Genomic DNA, 21,369 nt, shown 5'->3' with positions numbered 1-21,369 from the left:
GAATTCGCATCCGTATTCCCGACGCCCGCCGTCCGGCCTAGGGTGGCCCCAACAGTTAGCAACTGATGGGAGCATTCGTAAACCACTAGTAGACACAACGCACGCTCGCTCCGAGGCTCCGCATGACGGATGCGCCTCGGCGCCGACCAGCCGCTATCCGCACTCATCGAGGAACACCAATGACCACAGTTTTCGAGAACGGAACGGTGCGCACGCTCGAGGCGCACCGGCCGACCGCATCAACCTTCGCCGTCCGCGACGGCCGCATCGTCGCCGTGGGCGAGGACGAGGTCGCCGGGCTGACCGACATCCACGAACGGGTCGACCTGCTCGGCCGCACCGTCATCCCCGGCCTCATCGACGTGCACAACCACCACATGATCGCCGGCCGCAAGGACCTCTTCGAGTTCAAGGCCGCCCCCACGCTCGGGGCCGAGGCACTGTTCGAGGCCGTCGAGGCCTACGCCCGCGAGCTTCCCGAGGGCGCGTGGATCACCGGCGGCTCCGTCGGCTCCGGGCTCTTCCCCGAGCTCGACTCCCCCGAGGCGCTCCGCCGGTTCGACGAGGTCGCCCACGGCCATCCGGCCGTGCTCACCGACGACAGCCTGCACAACCGCTGGGCCAACAGCCTCGCGCTCGAGATCGCCGGCATCGGCGACGGCACGCCCGACCCCCGCGGCGGCTCGATCGCCCGCGACGCGGAGGGCCGCGCGACCGGCATCCTCTACGAGGCCGGCGGCATGATGGTCGAGAAGGCGCGCGAGCGCATCGCCCCCTTCTCGTCCGAGGATCTCGAGCGCTCCTCCGAGCGGGCCATCGAGATGCTGCACGGCTACGGCATCACCGCCTTCCAGGACGCCGCGACCTCCTTCCAGACCCAGCAGGCGCTGCAGTCGCTCGACGAGCGCGGCCGGCTCAAGGCCTGGGTGGTCACGGCGAGCCCGGTCGAGGAGTTCATCTTCGGCATCGAGCCCATCGGCGAGGAGGTGATCTTCGCGATGGAGGAGACCCGCAGCACGCATCACCGGCCCGACTTCATCAAGATCTTCCTCGACGGCGTCCCGCCCGCGAAGACGGCGGCCTTCCTCGAGCCCTATCTCGACGACTCGGGATGCTCGGACTGCAACTTCGGCTACATGACGATGCCGCAGGAGGACCTCGCGTCCTGGCTGCTCAGGACCGCCGAGCGCGGCATCTCCGCGAAGATCCACGCCACCGGCGACGCCTCGGCGCGCGCCGTGCTCGACGCCGTCGAGCAGGTGCGCCGGGCGGGATACCACGAGCCGATCTATCACATCGCCCACGGGCAGTTCATCGAGCCCTCCGATCTGCCCCGCTTCCGCGAGCTCGGCGTCGTCGCGGATATCAGCCCGGCGCTCTGGTACCCGAACGTCATCACCGAGTCCTTCAAATCCGTGATGCCCGCCGAGCGGGCGGCCAAGGTGCAGCCGAACCGGGACCTGCTGGACCACGGCGCGCTCGTGGCTGCCGGCTCCGACTGGCCCGTGGCGGTCTCCCCCGACCCGTGGCCCGCCATCTACTCGCTCATCACCCGGCAGGACCCGACCCGCACGATGCCCGGCGCCCTCTGGCCCGAGCAGGCGGTCACCCGCCAGGAGGCGCTCGAGTTCGCCACCATCAACCCCGCCCGCGCGCTCGGCATCGACGACGTCACGGGCAGCATCAGCGTCGGCAAGTCCGCCGACTTCCTCGTGCTCGACTTCGACCCCATGACCTGCGAACTCGACGAACTGCTGCAGGCGCAGGCGCTGCAGACCTGGTTCGCGGGCGAGAAGGTCTTCGACCGCTCCTAGGAGTTCTCCCATGACCACTACCGCTCCCCGCCTCTCCGACCGGAGGGCCTACGGCTACATCGCCGCCTTCTCCGCGGTGTTCAACGCAGTACTGCTCGTCGCGCCCGTCATCGCGACCAAGCTCGGCGAGCAGTTCTCGCTCGACGCCCTCCAGGTGGGCGCCGTGTTCTCGGTGGAGCTCGGCTGCTTCAGCCTCGCCACCATCCCCGCCTTCCTCTGGCTGAGGAACACCGACCTCCGGGTCGTCAGCCTCATCTGCCTCGGCATCGTCATCCTCGGCAACGCCGTGACCGCGATGATCGACAGCTACGCGCTGCTCGTCGTGATCCGCGGGCTCACCGCGCTGGGCGCCGGCTCGGTGATGGTGATCGTGCTGTCGATCAGCGCGAAGACCGCGAACCCCAGTCGCGCCTACGGGGTGTTCGTCGCCTCCCAGCTCGCGATGGGGGCGCTCATCCTCGCGATCTTCCCCGCGCTGTTCTCGGCGCAGCCGGTCTCGGCGATCTACTGGACGCTCGTGGTGCTGTGCGTGCTCATCATCCCCGCCGCCTGGCTGCTCCGCGGCGACGAGCTGCGCCGCGGCCGGTCCTCGGCCGAGACCGCCGGCGAGCCGCGGCCCGAGGCCCCGGCCGCCACGGGCTCGCTGCAGATCGGCCCGCTCCTGGGCGGCATGGCCGCGCTGCTCACCTTCTACATCGGCCTCAGCGGCGTGTGGACGTACATGGCCGACGTGGCCGTGGCCGGAGGCACGACCCTCGACGAGGCCTCCACGATGCTGTCGCTCGCGACGCTCGTGGGCGTGGTCTCCGCGCTCCTCACGACGATCGTCGGCGAGCACAGGCTGTACCGCTGGTTCGTGCTCATCGGCTACGGGCTGATGATCTCGAGCATCCTCCTGCTCCTCGGCGGCGTGCCCGCGTTCGTGTTCGCCATCTCCGCGATGATGTTCAAGTTCGCGTGGAGCTGGCTGCTGCCGTTCCTCATGTCGGCGGTCTCGAAGGTCGGCGGCCCGCAGGGCATGAACGCGGCCAACCTGATGATCGGCACGGGACTCGCGATCGGCCCGCTCGTGGCCGGAGGCCTCATCGACGGCTCGGGCGGCCAGTTCACCTCGATGCTCATCGTGAGCGTGTGCGTGCTCGTCGTCTCGATCATCGCCTCGGTGTACGTCATGTGGGCGCCGAAGCGCCGGGCCGCCGCCGCGCCTGCCACGGCCTGAGCCCGAGAGGCCGAAAGGGCCGGGACGCGAGAGAGGTTCTCACGTCCCGGCCCCTTCGGCGTCGCCGTGCCGGGGCTGCCGGCGGGCTACTGCTCGCAGGCCGCGTCGATGTAGTCGCGCAGCTGCTCCGCCGAGTTCTCGATGTCCACGGTGCGCTGCGGCCGCTCGAGCAGCTCGAGCAGCTCCGCGGACAGCGGCGGGGTCCGGTCCCCGAGCGCCTCCTCGATCGTCTCGCGGAACTTCTCGGGCTTCGCCGTCTCGAGCACGAGGATGCGGCCGGGCAGGTCGGTCAGCCGGCGCGCCACGGCGAGGCCGTCGGCCGTGTGCGGGTCGACGATCACCCCGTTCGCCTCGAACTCGGCCCGGATGGTGTTCACCCGGTCCCAGTGGGTGCTCGTGCCGCTGAGGAAGCCGTGCTCGCGCTCGAGCGCCTCGCGCTGATCCGAGAGGTCGAGCACGCCCTCGCGGTCGAGCTCCGCCCAGCGCTCGGCGAAGCCCTCCGCGTCCTCGCCGAAGAGCTCGCGCACGAACCGCTCGAGGTTCGAGGCCTTCGAGATGTCCATGGACGGGCTGCTCGTCGCGAGGGTGAGCTCGCGCGAGCGCGGCCGGTAGACGCCGGTGCGGAAGAACTCGTCGAGCACGTTGTTCTCATTCGTCGCGAGCACGAGGCGGTGCACGGGCAGCCCCATGCGCCGCGCGAGGTGGCCGGCGAAGATGTTGCCGAAGTTGCCGGAGGGCACCGCGAACGAGACGGGCGCCTCGCGGCGGGATTCGTCGTCGGTCGCCCGCAGCCAGGCCCAGAAGTAGTAGACGATCTGCGCGCAGATGCGGCCGAAGTTGATCGAGTTGACGGCGCCGATCGTGTGGGAGGCCTTGAACTCCGCATCGGCGTTGATCGCCTTGACGAGGTTCTGGCAGTCGTCGAAGTTGCCGTCCACGGCGATGTTGTGGATGTTCTCGTCGTCGAGGCTGTACATCTGCGCGCGCTGCACCGCGCTCATCCGCCCCTGCGGCGAGAGCATGAAGACGCGGATGTTCTCCTTGCCGTTGAACGCGTGCTCGGCGGCCGAGCCGGTGTCGCCCGAGGTCGCGCCGAGGATGTTCAGGGTGCGTCCGGCGCGCTGCAGCACGTACGGCATGACCTCGCCGAGGAACTGCATCGCGAGGTCCTTGAAGGCCATGGTCGGCCCCTCCGAGAGCCCCACGAGCGAGATGCGCTCGTCGAGGTCGGTCACGGGCACCGTCTCGGGCGCGGCGAACCGCTCGGCGGAGTACGCCGCCCGCACGATCCGCTCGAGGTCCTCCCGCGGGATGTCCGTCGCGTACAGCCCGATGATCTCGAGGGCGAGCTCGGGGTAGCGCAGCGCGCGCCATTCCTCGAGCCGCTCGGCCGGGATGGCGGGGATCTCGCTCGGCACCACGAGCCCGCCGTCGGAGGCGAGGCCGTCGAGGAGGACGTCGGAGAAGCCGGCCGGGGTCATCCGGCCACGGGTCGAGACGAATTTCATGCGCTGCCTTCTCAAGTCGATGCGTGCGGTGCCTCAGCAATGCTACGGGAGGTTGGCCTCCCCCGCGGCCCGAACGGCCGTGATCGCCCCGTGGGGGCGGGCGCCCGGATCGGCCCTCGTCTCGCGGGCCGTCACGGCGAACCCGCGCTCCGCCAGCACGGCCTCGAGGGCGGGCACCGGCCAGCGGTAGGCGGTGGTCACCGCGTGATCGAAGGCCTCGACGGCGGGGCCCTCGAAGAACCCGAGCAGCAGGCCGCCGCCGGGACGCAGCGCCCGCGCGAACTCGTCGATCGCGGCGCCCAGCCGCTCGGGCTCGATGTGGATGAGCGAGTACCAGGCGAGGATGCCGGCGAGGCCGCCGTCCTCGGCGTCCAGCCGCTCGGCGCGGCCGAGCCGGTAGCGGACCCCCGGATGGCGGGCGCGGGCCGATTCCACGAAGTCGGGCACCGGGTCGACGCCCTCGATCTCGGCGCCGTCGGCCTCGAGCAGCGCCGTCCAGTGGCCGGGTCCGCAGCCGACGTCGAGGATGCGGCCGTCGACGCCGCGGGCCCACCCCCGGATGAGCGCCCGGTCGGCCTCCGCCGTCGCCTCGATCGAGCCGAGCGCCTGCACGTACTCCTCGGCGCGGGCGGAGTAGGCGTTTCGGACGGTCGCATGTGCCATGGCGATCGTCCTCAGAGCGGGCGGGGCGTGCCGCAGGAGGCGGTGACGCCGCCGTCCACCGGCAGCACCGCGCCGGTGATGTACGACGCGTCCGGGCTCGCGAGGAAGAGCGCGGCCTTCGCGACGTCCTCCGGCACGCCGGCACGATCGAGCGCGAGCCGGTCGCGCAGCCGCTCCCAGAACACCGGATCCTCGAGCCGCTCCCGCGTCTGCTTCGTCGTAGTGAAACCCGGCGCGATCGCGTTCACCCGCACGCCGTCGCGCCCGAGGTCGAGCGCCATCGACTGGACGAGCGTGTTCACGGCGCCCTTGGTCGCGTTGTAGCCGGTCTGGTTCCAGTCTCCGCCGAGCCCGGCGATCGACGAGACGGCGATGAACGCGCCGCTCGTGCGGCGGAGCTCGCCGACCGTCGCCCGGGCGAGGCGGATGAGGCCGTCGAGGTTGATCGACCGCATCCGCTCCCAGGAGGCCTCGTCGAGGTCCTCGATGGTGCCCGGCTCCGAGAGCCCCGCGTTGGCGATCACGACGTCGATGCCGCCGAGCGCCTCCCGCGCCTCGCCGACCACCCGCTCGATCTCGTCCGCCTCGGCCATGTCGCCGACCAGCGCGATGCCGCGGCCGGCCTCGGCGCCGGCGAGCGTCTCCTCGAGCGGCTCGCGCCGCCGCCCGCAGACGGCCACGGTCGCGCCCTGCTCGAGGAAGGCGCGGGCGATCGCCCTGCCGATCCCCGAGCCGCCGCCCGTGATCAGCACGGCGCGCCCCTCGTACGGATACCTCGCCCAGGTCGTCATCCCGCTCCTCCTCCGTGCTCCGCGATGTCGGCGAGCCAGGCGCCGAGCCGTTCGAGCAGCGCCGCTCCCTCCGCGAGGTCGGCGTCCCGCGGGTCCTCCCCGAGGATGCCCCGGAGCGGATGGCCCGGCGCGAACCGGCTCTCACCGTACGGGTCCTCGTCGGGATCGGGCGCCGCGCCGCGCGGGAGCCGATCGAGATGGACGAGTCCGGGATCGATGCCGGCCAGCAGCGTCGTCTCGAAGCGCCCCGCGTGGTCGGGCGCGATCGGCGTCGATGCGCATCGGTCCACGGAGGTGGCCGTCAGCTCGAGCGCGCGGCCGGTCAGCCCGGACCAGCGCCGCTCGAGGTCGTCGATCAGCTCGAGCTGCTCGTGCGCGCAGTGGCCGCTGAAGAGCACGGCGCGGCGCACGCCGAGCGCGTCGAGCCGTTCGAGCGTCGCCAGCACGTGACCGGCGATCCCCTCGCCGCCCGGCATCATGATCGACCACGGGTATCGCGCGTGGTCGCCGCCGAACCCCTGGTACACGGGCGGCAGCACGACTCCCCCGATCCGCCGCGCGGCCTCGAGGCACACCCCGTGCGCCGTGAGCGCGTCCAGGCCGATCGGCAGATGGGGCCCGTGGAACTCGAGCGTGCCGAGCGGCAGGTAGGCGATCGACGCCTCGGCCAGGCGGGCCTCGATCTCGGCGGGGCTCAGGAGCTCGGCGCGCGCCGTTCCGGTCGTGTGCATCGGTGTCCAATCGTGATTCGCGGCCGCGCAGCGCCCCGCTACGCCCTGGCCGGGCCGGGCTTCGTCCGCCGATCCTACGGCGAGGCCGCTGGAGCCGGACCGGGGCCGCCCGCGCCCCTCGCCTCCCGCTCGATGCCCGCCATCGCTGCGGCCAGGAACTCGTCCTCCGCGTCGTTGCCCGGCAGCTCGAGCGCGCGGCGGTAGGCCTCGCGCGCCGCACGCGCCTCGCCGAGCTCCTCGAGCGTGATCGCCCTGGCGATGTGGAAGGGCCGGAAGCGGTCCAGGGCGGGATCGCCGCCGAGCGCGTCGAGCCTGCGCAGGCCCTCCTCGGCGCCCCGATGGCGGCCGATCGCCACGGCGCGGCCGAGCCGCACGACCGGTCCGGGCTCGCGCTCCTCGAGCAATCGGTAGAGCACCGCGATCTGCGCCCAGTCGGTCGCGTCGAAGGAGCCCGCCTCCGCGTGCACGGCGGCGATCGCCGCCTGGATCGCGAACGGGCCGGCGTCCGCGGCCCCGGCGGCGGATTCCGCGAGGCCGATCCCCTCGGCGATGAGCGCGCGATCCCAGCGCCCCCGATCCTGCCGCGCGAGCGGGACGGGGCGGCCCTCGTCGTCCGTCCTCGCCGCGCGCCGCGCCTCCGTGAGCAGGAGCAGCGCGTGCAGTCCCCGGGCCTCGGCGGATCGCGGCGCGAGGGCGCGCAGCAGCGCCGCGAGGCGGATGGCCTCGGCCGTGAGGTCGTCGCGCACGTGCCGCTCGCCGGCGAGGCGCGCGTAGCCCTCCGCGTAGAGCAGGTACACGACGCGGAGCACGCCCCCGAACCGCTCGGCCAGCGCATCGCGGCCCGGCGCGCCGAACCGGATGCCGAGGGCGCGGATCCGCCTCTTGGCCCGCACGATGCGCTGCTGCATCGTCGGGACGGGCACGAGCAGCGCGTGCGCCACCTCCTCCGTGCCCAGCCCGGCGACGAAGCGGAGGGTGAGCGCCACCCGGTCCTCGAGCCGCAGCGCGGGGTGCGCGCAGGCGAAGCACAGCTCGAGCCGGTCGTCGCCGACGAGCGGCCCGGCGTCGTCCTGCAGCGCGGGGTCGCGGAAGGCGGCGGGCACCGGGGCGCGCTCCTCCTCGACCCGCAGCCGGGCGAGCTTCTGGGCGAGGTCGGCGTCCCTGCGCACCGCGTCGAGCGCCTTCCGCTTCGCGACGGTCTTGAGCCAGGCCTCCGGGGAGTCCGGCACGCCGGTCTCCGGCCAGGTGCGCAGCGCCTGGGCGATCGCCTCCTGGGTCATGTCCTCGGCGAGGTCGAGATCGCCGAACCGGCGGGCGAGGGTGGCGAGGATGCGGCCTCGGCCGTCGCGGCCGAGGCCCGCGAGCGCCCGCCGCGCCCGCGCATCCGCTCCGGTCGCATCGCGCCCGCGCGCTCCTCGCTCGGGATGTCCCGCGGGCCCGGGGCGTCCCGCTCCCGAGCCCGCGGGGTCGCGGTGATCCATGAGGATCAGTAGGGCGCCACGGGACGGATCTCGACGTGGCCGCCGGGCTCGGAGCCGGGGCTCCGGCGCGCCCACTCGATCGCCTCGTCGAGGTCCGCGACGTCGATGATGTAGGTGCCGCCGACGAACTCCTGCACCTCGGCGAACGGCCCCGACGAGACGATGCGCTCGCCCCGGTCGTCGCTGCCGACCCAGACGCCCTGGTCCGGGTCCTCGAGCGCGAAGGAGCTGACGACGATGCCGGCCTCGGTGATCTCCCGGTCGAAGGCGAAGAACGCCTCGGGGTCGGCCCCGCCCTCGGCGCCGCAGCTCGGATCCTGCTTGTGCCCCATGAGCAGCAGTGCGTATTTCATGATTCCTCCTCGTCCTCCCGCGAGCGCGGTCGCGCCGTTCGGTGCGGGACTCCATCGTCGAACCGGGCGGCTCGACATCATGATGACGGACGGGGCGGGGCGATATCGACAGCGCGGACGGAATTCTTGGGAGATCGTTCGCTGCGCGGATCGCGCGGTCGCGTACCCTTGCCGCATGCCACGTCTGCTCCGCATCGACTCCTCCATCAGCGACGACTCCCGCACGCGACGCATCGGCGATGCGTTCCAGCGCGTCTGGGAGGCCCGCGGCGAGGACTACTCGACCGTCGCGAGGGACCTCGTGGCGGACCCGCTGCCGCATTTCTCGGCGCTCGCCCTGCACTTCCCCGAGCGGCTGCGCGACGGGCGCACGGCGCCGCCGGAGCTCGAGGCGCAGCAGCGGGCCGTCCTCGAGGAGCTGGGCGCGGCCGACGCGCTGCTCATCGGCGCCCCGATGTACAACTTCTCGATGCCCTCGCAGCTCAAGGCCTGGATCGATCTCGTCCACGTCCCGGGCCTCACCGCGCCCTTCGACTCGGACACGCAGCCGTACCGGGGAAGGACGGCGTACGTCGTCTCGGCGCGCGGCGCCGCCTACGACCCGGGCAGCCCGGAGGAGGCGATGGACCACGTCATCCCGCCCATCCGCATCGTGCTCGAGCAGGGGCTCGGCATCCCGGTGGTCCCCGTCGTGACCAGTCGGACGCTCGCGCCGATGCTGCCCGCGCTCGGCGTCGAGCGCGCGCAGGCGGAGTTCGACGCGGCCGTCGCCCGGGCGGAGGAGCTCGCGGCGCGGGCCTGAGCCTTCGGCGGCACGTAGCCTGGTGGGGAACGATGCACCCGCGCGAATGGAGCCCGCATGGACCCCGACGACATCCGCATCCGCCGCGAGCGGCACCGCCGCCGCGTCATCGCGAGCTCCTGGCGGGCCGGCGTCGCGCTGACCGCGGCGCTGGCGCTGCTCGTGCTCTGCGGCTGGCTCTACTTCTCGAGCCCCGTGGTGAAGATCTCCCCCTCCGTCGACGAGGGCATCGCCTGTCCTGCGCTGCACCACGGGGCGATACTGCCCGCCGAGAGCCATGCCGTGACGATGCACGCCGGCGATGCCCTCGACGCGTATGACGCGTGGACCGGCGTCGACGGTCTTCGCGCCGGCGAGGTCTACGAGGAGGGCCCCGCATGGTGCGAGACCGTCCGCGAGAACCGCCAGACGGTGTTCCTCCTGACCGCGGGCGTCGCCGTCCTCGCCGTCTACGCCTCGGCGCGCTCGGTGCGGGGCTGGCTGCGCACCACCGCCGCGGCGCCCGAGTAGGCCCGCCCGGAAACGCGGGAGATCCCCGGCGGATGCCCCGCCGGGGATCTCTCGCGCGCCGCTAGTCGGTGCCGGCGTCGAAGGCCGCGTGGTTCGAGGCGGCGTCGAGCGCCTCGTTGTCGCGCTCGCCGCCCGAGACGATCGCCTGCGCGCCGCCCGCCTCCATCTTGCCGACGAGCTCGGCGGTCTCCCCCGCCACGATGCCCTGGCTCGCGTACTGCTCGAGGCGCGACCGCGAGTCGGCGATGTCGAGGTTGCGCATGGTGAGCTGGCCGATGCGCTCGTCGGGGCCGAAGGCGGCGTCGCCGACTCGCTCCATCGAGAGCTTCTCGGGGTGGTACGAGAGGTTGGGGCCCTCGGTGTTCATGATCGAGTAGTCGTCGCCGCGGCGCAGGCGTAGCGTGACCGAGCCGGTGACGGCCGAGGCCACCCAGCGGACGATCGCCTCGCGCTGCATGAGCGACTGGGGGTCGAGCCAGCGGCCCTCGTACATGAGGCGGCCGAGCTTGCGCCCTTCGTTGTGGTAGGTCGCGATCGTGTCCTCGTTGTGGATCGCGTTGACGAGGCGCTCGTAGGCGGCGTGCAGCAGCGCCATGCCGGGGGCCTCGTAGATGCCGCGCGACTTCGCCTCGATGATGCGGTTCTCGATCTGGTCCGAGATGCCGAGGCCGTGACGGCCGCCGATCGCGTTGGCCTCGCGGACGAGCGCGACGAGGTCGGTGTACTCGACACCGTTGATCGCCACGGGCAGGCCCGCGTCGAAGGTGACGGTGACGTCCTCGGCCTTGATCTCGACCGACTCGTCCCAGGGGGCGACGCCCATGATCGGCTCGACGATCGTCACGCCGTTGTCGAGGAACTCAAGATCCTTGGCCTCGTGGGTGGCGCCCCAGATGTTGGCGTCGGTCGAGTAGGCCTTCTCGGTGGAGTCGCGGTAGGGGAAGCCGTGGGCCACGAGCCACTCGGACATCTCCTTGCGGCCGCCGAGCTCGGCGACGAACTCCGCGTCGAGCCAGGGCTTGTAGATGCGCAGGTTCGGGTTGGCCATGAGGCCGTAGCGGTAGAACCGCTCGATGTCGTTGCCCTTGTAGGTCGACCCGTCGCCCCAGATGTCGACGCCGTCCTCCTTCATGGCGCGCACGAGCATGGTGCCCGTGACGGCGCGGCCGATCGGCGTCGTGTTGAAGTAGGTCTTGCCGCCCGAGCGGATGTGGAAGGCGCCGGTCTGCAGCGCGACGATGCCCTCCTGCACGAGCAGCTCCTGCACGTCCACCAGGCGGGCGATCTCGGCGCCGTACTCCTTGGCGCGGCCGGGGACGGCCTCGATGTCGGGCTCGTCGGGCTGGCCGATGTTCGCGGTGTAGGTGCAGGGAATCGCGCCCTTGTCGCGCATCCAGGCCACGGCGACGGAGGTGTCGAGGCCACCGGAGAAGGCGATGCCGACGCGTTCGCCGACGGGAAGAGAAGAAAGAACCTTGGACATGGCTTCTAGCGTATCGTCGTCGCGCCGCGTCCGCGGACACCACTCGCCATCGGATCGCGGCGGATCCCCGCACCGTTCCACCTCCGGGGCGGCCCGCCGGCGCGTTCCGCCCCGCGGATCGCGGTCAGCGGCTCGTCGCCCCGGCGGACCATCGCCCGAACAGCGGCTCGACGGCGAGCCGGACGGGGCCCGGGAGGTTCTGCCCGTAGCGGGCGAAGAGCTCGTCGCGCGAGGAGTGGGTGCCGAGGTCGCGCCGCACGAAGCGCGCGAATGCGGCGTCGTCGCAGGCGCAGCCCTGCACGCCGGCGGCGCGCCAGTCCGCGGCGCCGCGGCCGACCGCGTCGAAGAGCGTCTCGGCGCCGGCGTTGCCGAAGGAGGGCCCCGCGTCGGCCCGGCCGGGGCCGGCGAGCGCCCTGGTGACGCTGACCCATTCGCCGTCGAGCCGCAGCTCGGGCCACGCGAGCAGCACGAACCTCGGCACCGCGCGGCGGAGCATCGGGAAGCGGGGGTACCAGAACTCGCCGTCCATCACGAGCCCGCGCGAGCGGGTGGGGATGCCCCGCGCCCGCGCCGCGGCCTCGAGCACGGCGAAGCGCTGGCTGCAGGATCCCCGCCCCCGGCGGAGCGTGCCCGAGACACTGCGCGTATCGGCCATCGAGTACACGGGACGGATGGCGTCGCGGATCCGTCGGTGCGCCGCGCGCAGATACTCCTGCGGGTCGCGCTCCCGGGGGCCGGCCTCGCGGTCGATGCTCCGCAGGAACCGGCGCACGTCGGGATGGTCGTGGTCGAGGATCCGGGTCGGGGCGGTCGTCGGGTCCGCGGCGGGCGCCGCGCGGACCGCTCTGCGGATCCTGGCCGGGGTCATCACGGTGCACGACATGCCTCGAGTGTGGCACAGACGCCTGCCGCCCTCCCCCGATCGGCTCGCGCCGGTTCACCCCTGCGGGTGACTCCGCGCCGCCGACCCGCTCCGTAGCGTCCTCGGCAGTTCCGGAGAAGGAGAAGGAGAAGGATTGATGACCACGACGCTGTTCCAGAGCTCGGCAACGCCGACCGGCACGAGGCGCGGCGGCTCCCCTCGGGATGCGGGCATCGACGCGGTCCGCGCGGCGTGCCTCCTCGCCGTCGTCGTGCTGCACGCGCTGATGGTGGGCGCGCAGCCGGATGCGCACGGCGCGCTGCGCACGAGCGTCGCGCTCTCGGGCGAGCCCTGGTTCGCACCCATCACCTGGCTGCTGCAGGTCATGCCCATGTTCTTCATCGCGGGCGGCTTCGCGGCGCTCTCGCAGTGGCGGGCGATGCGCGCCCGCGGCGCGACTGCCCGGGAGTACGTGCTCGGCCGGGTGCGGCGGCTCGCGGCGCCCGCGGCGATGATGATCGCGGCGGTGAGCGGGGCGCTGCTGCTCGCGGGAGCGCTCGGCGCCGATCCCGCGCTGCTCGCCGAGGCGAGCCTGCGCATCGGGCAGCCGCTCTGGTTCCTCGCCGTCTATCTCGGCGCCACGGCGCTCGTGCCCGCGATGACGCGGCTGCACGAGCGGGCGCCGCGGGCGGTGCTGCTCGCCCTCGCCGGTGGCGTGATCGCGGTCGAGGTGCTCGCGCGCACCCTTGCGGAGCCGCTCGGCTACCTCAACCTCGCCTTCGTCTGGCTGCTCATGCAGCAGCTCGGGTTCGCGATGCGCGACGGCGCGTGCGCGGCGTGGTCGCGCCGCCGGCTGACGATCGCCGCGGCCGTGCCGCTGGCCGCGATCCTCGTGCTCATCGGCTGCGGCTGGTCGGCCGACATGATCGAGAACCTCAACCCGCCCACCGCGGCCATCGCGCTGCTCGGGGTCGCGCAGTTCTTCGTGCTCCAGCGCACCCGCCCCGGGCTCGCCCGGCTCACCGCGGTGCCGGCCGTGGCCGCGTGCGTCGGCGCCGCGAGCCGGCACTCCATGAGCGTGTACCTGTGGCACATGCCGGTGATCCTCGTGCTCGTGGCGCTCATGTGGCTCGGCGAGCTGCCGATGCCCGCCCCGCACTCGGGCGCCTGGTGGGCGACGCGCCTGCCGTGGCTGCTGGCGATCGCGGTCTGCGTCCTGCCCGTCGCCGTGCTCGCGACGCGGTACGGCTCGCGACCCCGTCCGCCTCGGCGTGCCTCGGCGCCCCGGCTCCGGCCTCGGCTCCCCTCCCTCGCGCGGCGTTCGGCCTGCGCGCTCGCCGTGCTCATGGCGATCGCCGGCACATCGACCGCGCTCCTCGCGGGCATGGATTCGCTGCCGGCCGGCGGCGCGTCCGTCGCCCTGCTCGTCGGCAGCGTGCTGGTCTCGACGAGATGCGAACGGCTCCAGGCTCGGGGCTGCGCTCCGATCGCACTGCCGCGTGCCGCAGCCGTCTAGCCGGTAGACGATGCTGTCTAGCCGGTTGACAAGAGAATCGAGCTCGAACGGAGCCACGGGAAAGAAGGTGCCCTGATGGATGCCGATGCAGGCCGTCGCCGAAAGCCCGGAGAGTTCCCCGACGACTCGTCGGGTCCGGGTGATCCGCCGCCGCGTGTCCCGTCGGCCGTCGAGCCCATCGAGGAGTGCCCGGCCGAGTTCCGACAAGAGTTGCTGAGCAGCAAAGCGTTCCCGCTCGTGACTCGGGGCCAAATGCGCGACTACCTGGATATGATCGCGATGACCGACTATCTCAGCTTCAAGCGCATCGCCACGGTACTCGAGCGAATGGAGCCGAGCGGTGTCTGAGCTCAGGTTCCGCAACCTCGACATCACGCCGGACGACCCCGTCGAGTCCTGGGGACTCGAGGGGTCCGTCACGGCGCTCGAGCGCGGCGATTTCGAGGACTGGCATCGCATGCGCGTCTACGCCCGGCAGCATCCCTGGGCCGAGGCCGTCGACGCGATGCTGGACGCGACCGACCTCGCCGACGATTTCGGAGTGGGGATCGAAGGCGCTCGTGCGGCTGGCCATCACTCGGGCCCGGCTGCCGCGGCCCGGGTGACCGGCCGGCCCAGCTCGAGCCGCGGCCACGAGTCGAGGTCCCGGATGAGCTGGCGGTCGTGCGTCGACACGATCACCGCCGCGGGGCTCGTCGCGAGCGCCTCGCCCAGCTCGTCCACGAGGGCCATCGACAGGTGGTTCGTCGGTTCGTCGAGCAGCAGCACGTGCGGGCGGGAGGCGAGCAGCACCGCCAGGTCGAGCCGCCGCCGCTGCCCCATGGACAGCTCGCCGACCCGCCTGTCCGCTTCCACGCCGCGCAACAGACCGAGCGATCCGAGGCTCGCCGCCTCGCCCGGGTGGAGCCCGCCGGAGGCGATGAGCCGGTTCATCGCCGCCTCGTAGGCCTCGGCGGCCCGCAGGTCGGGCGGCAGCGCCGTCTCCTGCCGCAGCAGTCCCGCCCGGACCCCCTCGGCGAGGCGCACCGTTCCGGTGGTCGGCGCCATCCGCGCGGCCAGCACCGCGAGCAGGGTGGACTTGCCGGCCCCGTTCGGCCCCGTGACGAGGAGCCGCTCCCCTCCTCGCAGCGCGAGGGCGACCGGTCGCCGCAGCCGATCCGCGACGGCGACGCCGGCGGCCTCGATCAGCACGCCCTTCGGCACGCGCGCCGGCGCCGGCGCGGCGAGCTCCTGCGGCGGCTCGGGCACGCGCACGGCGTGCGCCTCGAGCGCGTCCCGCCTGCGGTGCACGCTCTGCACGAGTCCGTCCGCCCGGGTGGCGCGCGTGTGCCTGCCAGTGCCCTTCGGCGGCCGCCACCCCGTGCGCAGCCGATCCTGCGCGGCGGCCAGATCGCCCTCGAGCCGCGCCCGTTCGGCCTGCTCCCGAGCATGGGCCTGCTCCCAGCGGAGGCGCTCGGCGCGGCGGCCCTCGCGGTAGCCATCGAATCCGCCGCCGTACACGCGCGCCCGCCCGTCGTGCGAGGGATCGAGGTCGACGAAGGTCTCAGCGACGTCGCGGAGCAGCGCGCGGTCGTGACTCACGAGCACCACCCCGCCCCTCCAGGCACGGAGCCGCTCGGCGAGGAACGCGAGCGCCTCCCGATCGAGGTGGTTGGTCGGCTCGTCGAGCACGAGGAAGTCGGCGTCGCTCCCGAGCAGGCACGCGAGCCGCACCCGGTAGCGCTGCCCGACCGACAGCTCGGCGAGCCGGCGCGACCGGTCGGCTTCCGCACCGAGCGCCTCGAGGGCGATGTCGACGCGGCGCTCCGAGTCCCACGCGTCGAGGGCTTCGGCGCGCTCGAGCGCCTCCGCGTAACGCGCCTCCGCCCCGGCTCCGCCCTCCGCGAGGGCCGCTCCGGCGGCATCCAGTGCCTCGAGCGCGGCGAGGGATTCGGCGATGGCGTCGGCGACCGCCTCGCCCACCGTCCGGTTCTCGCCGGCGGGCATCTCCTGCTCCGCGAATCCGAGCGTCCCGACCCGGGATACGCTGCCCGAGTCGGCGGGCAGCGCGCCCGCGAGCAGCTGCAGCAGGGTGGATTTCCCCCGGCCGTTCTCGCCGACGATCGCGATGCGCGAGGCCGGGCCGACCGTGAGCTCGAGGCGGTCGAGCACGGGGCGTCCGCCCCGCGCGATGGAGGCGTTCTTGATGGTGAGCTGCGCGTCCGCGCGCGCAGCGGTTCGATGGGTGGTGATCAGCATTCGTCCTTCTCCACTGGGGCGCGCCCGCGGCGTGGAATGCCGGTGGATCGGGCGCGCGAAAACGGCGGCCTCGAGAGGCCGGAGTGCCGTGGCCGTCGCACCTCGGAGCGTCTCGACGAGGGGTCGGCCCGGTCCGCCGCCTAGTGGAAGAGCAGGATGAACATGCATCCAGGCTACAGCAGCGCCCCCTACCCTGAAAGGCATGGGATCTCACCGCCGCCGGCATCGGCCACGCCCTATGAACCGGTTGTTCCGCGCGGTGCTCCGCCTGTTCGCCGCCCCGAGGGTCAACATGCGGGAGGACTACGCGAAGGTGCGGCGCCTGCAGCGCCAGCTCGCGGTGCTGCCCGCGCCGCTGTATCGCTTCATGGACCGGCAGATCGTCTCGGAGGACGGCGGCCACCGCATCCCCGTGCGCATCTTCCGCCCCAAGGAGCAGCGGCGCGAGGAGCTCCTCCTCTTCTTCCACGGCGGCGGCTGGGTCACCGGCGACATCGAGAGCTACACCCCGGCCTGCGCCACGATGGCCGAGCTGACCGGCTGCGTCGTGGCCTCGGTGGACTACCGGCTCGCGCCCGAGCATCCGTTCCCGGCGGGTCTCGACGACTGCTATCGCGTCGCCTCGCTGCTGCTCGACGAGCCGGAGCGGGCGAGCGTGGACGACGCCGAGAAGATCGTGCTCGTGGGCGACTCCGCCGGTGGCAACCTCGCCGCCGCCGTCTCGCTGCTGCTGCGCCGCCGCGGGCACCGGGGCGCGAGCCGCCAGATCCTGCTCTACCCGGTGACCTACTGGGACCACGACCCCGAGACCTCCCCGTTCGCCTCGGTGCGCGAGCACGGCTCCGACTACCGGCTCACGAACAGCGAGGTGCGCGACTACATGGAGCTCTACGTGCCGGATCCGGAGCGCCGCCGCGACCCGCTCGTCGCTCCCCTGCTGGCCGAGGACCTCTCCGGGCAGCCCGACACGCTGCTGCTCACCGCCGAGCTCGACCTGCTGTGCGACGAGGGCGAGGCCTACGGGCGCGCCCTCGAGGAGGCGGGCGCCCGGGTGCGGACCCACCGGGTGCCCGGCGCCCTGCACGGCTTCATCGCGCTGCCGCGCTTCGCCCGGCCGCTCCGCGAGGCGTACGAGGTGATCAACGCCTTCCTCGATGATTCCGCCGCCGAGCGCCCGTCGGAGGAGCGATCGTGATCCGCCGGGCGTGGGTGCGCCTCGACAACGCCTCGAACATCTTCCTCGCGGCGCGGACGGAGGTCGACCCGAAGGTCTTCCGCGTGACCGCCGAGGTCGACCACGAGGTCGACCCGGCGCTGCTGCAGGAGGCGCTCGACGCCACGTACGACCGGTACCCGCTCTACCACGCGGTGCTGCGCAGCGGCGTGTTCTGGTACTACCTGCAGGACAGCGACCTGCGGCCCGCGGCCGAGCCCGAGACGCAGCACACGTGCGCGCCCATCTATCAGCGCGACCGCCGGAACCTGCTGTTCCGGGTCCTCTACCACCGGCGCCGCATCACGCTGGAGCTCTTCCACGCGCTCTCCGACGGCACGGGCGCGCTGTGGTTCCTCACCGACCTCGTGACCGCATACATCCGGCTGCGCGAGGTCGAGGAGGAGCGCCCCGGGGGACGGCCGGAGGAGCGGCGCTCCCCCGCCGCGGTCATCGAGCCGGAGGAGCGGACGGCGCCGGTGACGCACGACCTCACCGTGGACAGCTTCGCGCAGTACTTCCGCCGCACGCGCCGCCGCGGGTCGGATGCGCCGAGCAGCTTCAGCGAGGAGGCGATGCCCGCCGCCCTCACCGTCGAGGACGAGGTGCACGATCCCGAGCCCGAGGGCCCCGCGCGCTCCCGGCGCCGCAGGCCGGCGCAGCGGGTCCACCGCGTCCGCGGCACCCGCACGCCGGACAACCGCACGCGCGCGGTGGAGCTGACGATGCCGGCGAAGGAGGTGCTGGCGCTCGCGCGCGCGGAGGGCGTCGCGCTGACGATGTACCTCACCGCCCTCTTCTTCGAATCGATCCGCCTCGCCTCGGGCGGGCTCGGCACGCGCCCCACCATCGCCGCCTCCGTGCCCGTGAACCTGCGGCAGTTCTTCCCCTCGACCTCGGCCCGCAACTTCTTCGCCACCATCCGCGTGGCCCACACCTACGGCGAGGAGCCCGAGGAGCTCGGCGAGATCGCCCGCAAGCTCGAGCGGCAGTTCAAGCCGAAGGCCACCCCGCAGGCGCTCGAGAAGAAGCTGCGGCGGCTCATCCGCTTCGAGCGGATGCCCGGGCTGCGCATCGTGCCGCGGCCGCTCAAGGACCTCATCCTCGGCTGGATCAACCTCGCGAACAACCGCGGCCTCACCGTGGCGGTCTCGAACCTCGGCCGCGTCACGCTGCCGGACCCGGCGGAGGCGCACGTGGGGCGGATGCTCTTCCACGTCTCGGCCGTGCGGCCGCAGTTCTGCGCGATGTCGCACGCGGGCCTGCTCACGGTGAGCTTCACCTCGCCGTTCGTCGAGACGGATCACATCCGGGAGTTCGCCCGAGCGCTCGCCGAGCGCGGCGTCGAGGTCTCGGTCGCCGCGGCCAGGGTCACCGAGGCGGAGCTGGCGGAGAGGGAATCATGAGGCGCTGCGAGGCATGCCGGATCGACGTCGAGGGCAACTGGGCGCGCTGCCCCCTGTGCTCGGCCCCGCTCGCGGGCGGCTCCGTGCCGAGCCCGTTCCCGGCCGTGCCGCTGAGCTTCTCGCGCCGCAGGGTGCTGAAGGTGCTGTTCCTCTCCTCGCTCGCCGTGATCGTGCTCTCGCTCGCGGCGCAGCTGCTCTTCAGCCGGGATCGCGCCGACATCGGCGTCTTCCGGTCGATCTGGCTGGGCGTGAGCGCCATGTGGCTCGTGGTGCTCATGGCCGCCCGCAAGCGCAGGAACCTCGCGAAGGGCACCGCGTACCTCGTCGTGATCGTGAGCCTGGTCTGCGTGTACTGGGACTACCTCACGGGATGGCACGGCTGGGCGCTGACGTTCGCGGTGCCGGCGATCTGCGCGTGCTCGGTGGTGGCGCTGCTCATCACGGTGTGGGTGATGCGCATCGAGACGGGCGAGCACATCGTCTACAGCGGGCTCACCGTGCTGCTGGGGCTCGTGCCCATCCTCTTTCTCGTGCTCGGCTGGGTGGACACAGCCTGGCCGAGCGTGGCGTGCGTGGCGCTCAGCGCGGTGACGATCACCGCGCTGCAGGTCGCCGGCGGCCACGTCGCCCGCCACGAGCTCGCCAAGCGCCTGCACCTGTAGCGCGAACCAGCATCAAGACGCCCCGCGCCAAGACGCCTCGGATGCGAGGCGGGTACTGTCGAGGCCTCCCATGCGGCCCGGCGCCGCACGAGGGAGGCCCGGCGGATGCGAGAGTGCCCGCCGGCAGACGGCCCCACCGAGACCGCGAAGACGAGGAGCAGCACACCCATGGCTCTGCCCAGCACCCGCGCACGCACCCGTCCCCCGCGCGCCCGACGCGCCGCCGTCCCCGCGCTGGGCTGCGTCTCGGCCCTGCTCCTGTCCGCCTGCGGCCCCGGCGAGGAGGAGCAGCCGAGCTTCACCGACCAGGGCTACCCGGTCGCCCCGCCCCAGGAGATCGCCGCCGCGGACCCCGCCCACGAGGACGTCGCGCTCGTGCCGATCGGGCAGCTCGCCGACGCCGCCTGGCTGGCCGAGACCGCCGAGCGCACCGGCATCCCCGAGCGCGTGCTGGCCGCCTACGCCGGCGCCTCGATCCGCCTCGACGAGACGCACCCCGACTGCGGCATCGGCTGGAACACGCTCGCCGGCATCGGCGCCGTGGAATCCGTCCATGGCCAGATCGACGGCTCGCAGACCGACGAGGACGGCCAGGTGGAGCCGCCGATCATCGGCATCCCGCTGGACGGCTCGGACGGCGTGCTGGAGATCCCCGACACGGACGGCGGCGAGCTCGACGAGGACACGGAATGGGACCGCGCCGTGGGGCCGATGCAGTTCATCCCCACCACGTGGGAGGAGAACGCGCAGGACGGCAACCTCGACGGCGTCTCCGATCCGCATCAGATCGACGACGCGGTCCTCACCGCCGCCCTGTACCTGTGCGGCCAGGGCGGCGATCTCACCGACGACGACGGCTGGAACAGCGCCATCACCGCCTACAACCTGCCGCAGTTCTATGCGCGCGACGTCGCCGAGCACGCCACCGGCTATGTCGAGTGAGACCCGCGCGCCGAGGGCGGAGCGGACGGGGCTCCTCGACCGCATCCGGCGCAATCTCGCGAGACTGGGGCCCGCGCAGCGCATCCCCGGCGTCGACCTCGCCCGCGGGCTCGCCGTGGTGGGGATGTTCGCCGCGCACGTCGCCGTCGTCCCCGACCTGCTCTGGTCGGAGCCCTCGACCTGGGGCGGCCTCGTCGACGGCAGGTCCTCGATCCTCTTCGCGACGCTCGCGGGCGTATCGCTCGCGCTCACCTCGCCGTCGGACCCGGACGACCGGGCCGGCGTCCCGCCGGGGACCGGCTTCGGCTTCCGGCTCGCGATCCGCGCGCTGCTCGTGTGGCTGCTCGGCGCCGCGCTGCTGCTCCTCGACACCCCCGTCTACGTCATCCTGCCCGCCTACGGCATCCTCTTCCTCATCGGCATCGGGCTCGTCAGGCTCTCGGATGCGGTGCTCTGGTGCGCGGCGGCGGGCATCGCCGTCCTCGGGCCGTTCGCCGTCGCCGCGATCGACGGCACCGGCGGACCGGAGGGCGGCTCGCAGTGGGGCCAGATGCTCTCGACGCTCGCCGGCTGGCACTACCCGTTCCTCCTCTGGACCGCGTTCCTCGCCGCGGGCATCGCCGCGGGGCGCCTGCTCCGGCGCGCGCCCGAGCGGAACGCGCCGGGGCTGCTCTGCATCGGCGCCGTCCTCGCCGTGATCGGCTACGGGGCGATCGGCCCCATCGGCAACGGCGCCGAGGAGGGATCCTGGCTCGCGGCGCTCCAGGACGCGCCCCACTCCTCCGGGATGGGCGAGGCCATCGGCTCCGGCGGCTTCGCCCTCGCCGTCATCGGCCTCTGCGTGCTCCTCGCCGCGCCGAGGCCCCTCCGATGGCTCTCCTGGCCGCTGCGCGCGGTCGGCGCCATGCCGCTCACCGCGTACACCGCGCATCTCGTGGTCTGGCAGCTCTGGATCTCCGCCGAGCTGCGCGAGACCGGATTCGCGAGCCCCCTCGACGGGTTCCGCGCCACCGAGCCGTTCTGGCCGCTCACCATCGGCATCGCGATCGGCTGCATGGCGTGGACGCTCCTCATCGGCCGCGGACCGCTGGAGGCCGCCATCGCCCGCCTCTCCGCGCTCGTCACGGGGCCCGGACCCGGTGTCCGGCGCTCGGAGGGCTGACGCGGAGCTCGGC

The 21,369-nt window shown here is 72.9% G+C and carries 20 protein-coding genes; 11 read left to right on the top strand and 9 right to left on the bottom strand.

The annotated features are described in order from the left end of the window. The first annotated feature begins 179 nt into the window (after window positions 1-179). Window positions 180-1,814 carry an amidohydrolase gene (locus FM112_RS10470; RefSeq protein WP_087007255.1) on the top strand — a complete coding sequence of 545 codons (1,635 nt, stop codon included), beginning with the start codon at window positions 180-182 and terminating at the stop codon, window positions 1,812-1,814. 10 nt (window positions 1,815-1,824) lie between these two features. Next, the gene (locus FM112_RS10465) at window positions 1,825-3,033 is read left to right on the top strand and encodes an MFS transporter (protein ID WP_087007253.1); all 1,209 of its coding nucleotides are present in this window, start codon (window positions 1,825-1,827) and stop codon (window positions 3,031-3,033) included. 86 nt (window positions 3,034-3,119) lie between these two features. Here FM112_RS10465 and thrC read toward each other — a convergent pair whose 3' ends face one another. From thrC to FM112_RS10435, 6 genes are all read right to left on the bottom strand, one after another. After that, on the bottom strand, window positions 3,120-4,541 hold the full coding sequence (thrC, locus tag FM112_RS10460) for a threonine synthase (RefSeq protein WP_087007252.1): 1,422 nt from the start codon (window positions 4,539-4,541) through the stop codon (window positions 3,120-3,122). Window positions 4,542-4,583: 42 nt separating this feature from the next. After that, on the bottom strand, window positions 4,584-5,204 hold the full coding sequence (locus FM112_RS10455; protein WP_087007250.1) for a class I SAM-dependent methyltransferase: 621 nt from the start codon (window positions 5,202-5,204) through the stop codon (window positions 4,584-4,586). Window positions 5,205-5,215: 11 nt separating this feature from the next. After that, a complete protein-coding gene (locus tag FM112_RS10450) occupies window positions 5,216-5,995 on the bottom strand; it encodes an SDR family NAD(P)-dependent oxidoreductase (protein ID WP_087007248.1) in 780 nt (259 codons plus the stop codon). Further along, window positions 5,992-6,726 (bottom strand): creatininase family protein, encoded by a 735-nt coding sequence (locus tag FM112_RS10445; RefSeq protein WP_087007246.1) that lies wholly within the window; start codon window positions 6,724-6,726, stop codon window positions 5,992-5,994. Before FM112_RS10445 ends, FM112_RS10450 begins: the two co-directional genes overlap by 4 nt. A 74-nt stretch (window positions 6,727-6,800) precedes the next feature. Next, window positions 6,801-8,207, bottom strand: coding sequence for an RNA polymerase sigma factor (locus FM112_RS10440; protein ID WP_087007244.1), 1,407 nt, complete (start codon window positions 8,205-8,207; stop codon window positions 6,801-6,803). Window positions 8,208-8,212: 5 nt separating this feature from the next. Continuing rightward, window positions 8,213-8,560, bottom strand: a complete 348-nt coding sequence (locus tag FM112_RS10435) for a YciI family protein (protein WP_087007242.1) — start codon at window positions 8,558-8,560, stop codon at window positions 8,213-8,215. Window positions 8,561-8,735: 175 nt separating this feature from the next. Here FM112_RS10435 and FM112_RS10430 point away from each other — a divergent pair, with 175 nt between their 5' ends. Beyond that, entirely contained in the window at window positions 8,736-9,362 is a 627-nt protein-coding gene (locus tag FM112_RS10430) for an FMN-dependent NADH-azoreductase (protein ID WP_087007240.1), read from the top strand. A gap of 57 nt (window positions 9,363-9,419) precedes the next feature. Further along, window positions 9,420-9,872, top strand: coding sequence for a hypothetical protein (locus FM112_RS10425; RefSeq protein ID WP_087007238.1), 453 nt, complete (start codon window positions 9,420-9,422; stop codon window positions 9,870-9,872). A 61-nt stretch (window positions 9,873-9,933) separates the two neighbouring features. Here the strand turns inward: FM112_RS10425 and argG are convergent, their stop codons facing one another. Both argG and FM112_RS10415 read right to left on the bottom strand, forming a co-directional pair. Next, window positions 9,934-11,355, bottom strand: a complete 1,422-nt coding sequence (argG, locus tag FM112_RS10420) for an argininosuccinate synthase (RefSeq protein WP_087007237.1) — start codon at window positions 11,353-11,355, stop codon at window positions 9,934-9,936. Window positions 11,356-11,479: 124 nt separating this feature from the next. Continuing rightward, window positions 11,480-12,238: a transglutaminase family protein gene (locus tag FM112_RS10415; RefSeq protein ID WP_087007235.1), complete on the bottom strand. Its 759-nt coding sequence runs from the start codon at window positions 12,236-12,238 to the stop codon at window positions 11,480-11,482. A gap of 136 nt (window positions 12,239-12,374) precedes the next feature. Here FM112_RS10415 and FM112_RS10410 point away from each other — a divergent pair, with 136 nt between their 5' ends. Continuing rightward, window positions 12,375-13,733, top strand: coding sequence for an acyltransferase (locus FM112_RS10410; RefSeq protein WP_087007233.1), 1,359 nt, complete (start codon window positions 12,375-12,377; stop codon window positions 13,731-13,733). Between the two features lie 75 nt (window positions 13,734-13,808). Next, on the top strand, window positions 13,809-14,081 hold the full coding sequence (locus tag FM112_RS10405) for a hypothetical protein (protein WP_087007231.1): 273 nt from the start codon (window positions 13,809-13,811) through the stop codon (window positions 14,079-14,081). A gap of 225 nt (window positions 14,082-14,306) precedes the next feature. Here the strand turns inward: FM112_RS10405 and FM112_RS10400 are convergent, their stop codons facing one another. Next, window positions 14,307-15,971, bottom strand: a complete 1,665-nt coding sequence (locus tag FM112_RS10400) for an ABC-F family ATP-binding cassette domain-containing protein (RefSeq protein ID WP_087007229.1) — start codon at window positions 15,969-15,971, stop codon at window positions 14,307-14,309. A gap of 238 nt (window positions 15,972-16,209) precedes the next feature. Here FM112_RS10400 and FM112_RS10395 point away from each other — a divergent pair, with 238 nt between their 5' ends. The 5 genes from FM112_RS10395 (at window position 16,210) to FM112_RS10375 (ending at window position 21,356) form a co-directional block, all read left to right on the top strand. Continuing rightward, on the top strand, window positions 16,210-17,166 hold the full coding sequence (locus tag FM112_RS10395; RefSeq protein ID WP_087007226.1) for an alpha/beta hydrolase: 957 nt from the start codon (window positions 16,210-16,212) through the stop codon (window positions 17,164-17,166). Beyond that, entirely contained in the window at window positions 17,163-18,590 is a 1,428-nt protein-coding gene (locus FM112_RS10390; protein WP_087007224.1) for an alcohol acetyltransferase, read from the top strand. The genes FM112_RS10395 and FM112_RS10390 overlap by 4 nt, the downstream gene beginning before the upstream one ends. Continuing rightward, window positions 18,587-19,252, top strand: a complete 666-nt coding sequence (locus FM112_RS10385; protein ID WP_087007222.1) for a DUF6320 domain-containing protein — start codon at window positions 18,587-18,589, stop codon at window positions 19,250-19,252. The genes FM112_RS10390 and FM112_RS10385 overlap by 4 nt, the downstream gene beginning before the upstream one ends. A 168-nt stretch (window positions 19,253-19,420) precedes the next feature. Further along, window positions 19,421-20,194 (top strand): lytic transglycosylase domain-containing protein, encoded by a 774-nt coding sequence (locus tag FM112_RS10380; protein WP_087007220.1) that lies wholly within the window; start codon window positions 19,421-19,423, stop codon window positions 20,192-20,194. After that, on the top strand, window positions 20,184-21,356 hold the full coding sequence (locus FM112_RS10375; RefSeq protein ID WP_087007218.1) for a heparan-alpha-glucosaminide N-acetyltransferase domain-containing protein: 1,173 nt from the start codon (window positions 20,184-20,186) through the stop codon (window positions 21,354-21,356). Before FM112_RS10380 ends, FM112_RS10375 begins: the two co-directional genes overlap by 11 nt. The last annotated feature ends 13 nt before the right edge of the window (window positions 21,357-21,369 follow it).

The organism is Gulosibacter sp. 10, assembly GCF_900163695.1.
Lineage (GTDB): Bacteria > Actinomycetota > Actinomycetes > Actinomycetales > Microbacteriaceae > Gulosibacter.
Note: the sequence above shows the minus strand (reverse complement) of the source record. Positions and strands in the feature narration are given on the sequence as shown.

What these genes read in the sequence shown, in the direction of transcription:
- FM112_RS10430 (WP_087007240.1), top strand. Translation starts at nt 8,736, where the DNA reads ATGCCACGTCTGCTCCGCATCGACTCCTCCATCAGCGACGACTCCCGC.
- thrC (WP_087007252.1), bottom strand. Translation starts at nt 4,541, where the DNA reads ATGAAATTCGTCTCGACCCGTGGCCGGATGACCCCGGCCGGCTTCTCC.
- FM112_RS10380 (WP_087007220.1), top strand. Translation starts at nt 19,421, where the DNA reads ATGGCTCTGCCCAGCACCCGCGCACGCACCCGTCCCCCGCGCGCCCGA.
- FM112_RS10375 (WP_087007218.1), top strand. Translation starts at nt 20,184, where the DNA reads ATGTCGAGTGAGACCCGCGCGCCGAGGGCGGAGCGGACGGGGCTCCTC.
- FM112_RS10410 (WP_087007233.1), top strand. Translation starts at nt 12,375, where the DNA reads ATGACCACGACGCTGTTCCAGAGCTCGGCAACGCCGACCGGCACGAGG.
- FM112_RS10385 (WP_087007222.1), top strand. Translation starts at nt 18,587, where the DNA reads ATGAGGCGCTGCGAGGCATGCCGGATCGACGTCGAGGGCAACTGGGCG.
- FM112_RS10405 (WP_087007231.1), top strand. Translation starts at nt 13,809, where the DNA reads ATGGATGCCGATGCAGGCCGTCGCCGAAAGCCCGGAGAGTTCCCCGAC.
- FM112_RS10415 (WP_087007235.1), bottom strand. Translation starts at nt 12,238, where the DNA reads ATGTCGTGCACCGTGATGACCCCGGCCAGGATCCGCAGAGCGGTCCGC.
- FM112_RS10400 (WP_087007229.1), bottom strand. Translation starts at nt 15,971, where the DNA reads ATGCTGATCACCACCCATCGAACCGCTGCGCGCGCGGACGCGCAGCTC.
- FM112_RS10455 (WP_087007250.1), bottom strand. Translation starts at nt 5,204, where the DNA reads ATGGCACATGCGACCGTCCGAAACGCCTACTCCGCCCGCGCCGAGGAG.
- FM112_RS10425 (WP_087007238.1), top strand. Translation starts at nt 9,420, where the DNA reads ATGGACCCCGACGACATCCGCATCCGCCGCGAGCGGCACCGCCGCCGC.
- argG (WP_087007237.1), bottom strand. Translation starts at nt 11,355, where the DNA reads ATGTCCAAGGTTCTTTCTTCTCTTCCCGTCGGCGAACGCGTCGGCATC.
- FM112_RS10395 (WP_087007226.1), top strand. Translation starts at nt 16,210, where the DNA reads ATGAACCGGTTGTTCCGCGCGGTGCTCCGCCTGTTCGCCGCCCCGAGG.
- FM112_RS10440 (WP_087007244.1), bottom strand. Translation starts at nt 8,207, where the DNA reads ATGGATCACCGCGACCCCGCGGGCTCGGGAGCGGGACGCCCCGGGCCC.
- FM112_RS10465 (WP_087007253.1), top strand. Translation starts at nt 1,825, where the DNA reads ATGACCACTACCGCTCCCCGCCTCTCCGACCGGAGGGCCTACGGCTAC.
- FM112_RS10450 (WP_087007248.1), bottom strand. Translation starts at nt 5,995, where the DNA reads ATGACGACCTGGGCGAGGTATCCGTACGAGGGGCGCGCCGTGCTGATC.
- FM112_RS10470 (WP_087007255.1), top strand. Translation starts at nt 180, where the DNA reads ATGACCACAGTTTTCGAGAACGGAACGGTGCGCACGCTCGAGGCGCAC.
- FM112_RS10435 (WP_087007242.1), bottom strand. Translation starts at nt 8,560, where the DNA reads ATGAAATACGCACTGCTGCTCATGGGGCACAAGCAGGATCCGAGCTGC.
- FM112_RS10445 (WP_087007246.1), bottom strand. Translation starts at nt 6,726, where the DNA reads ATGCACACGACCGGAACGGCGCGCGCCGAGCTCCTGAGCCCCGCCGAG.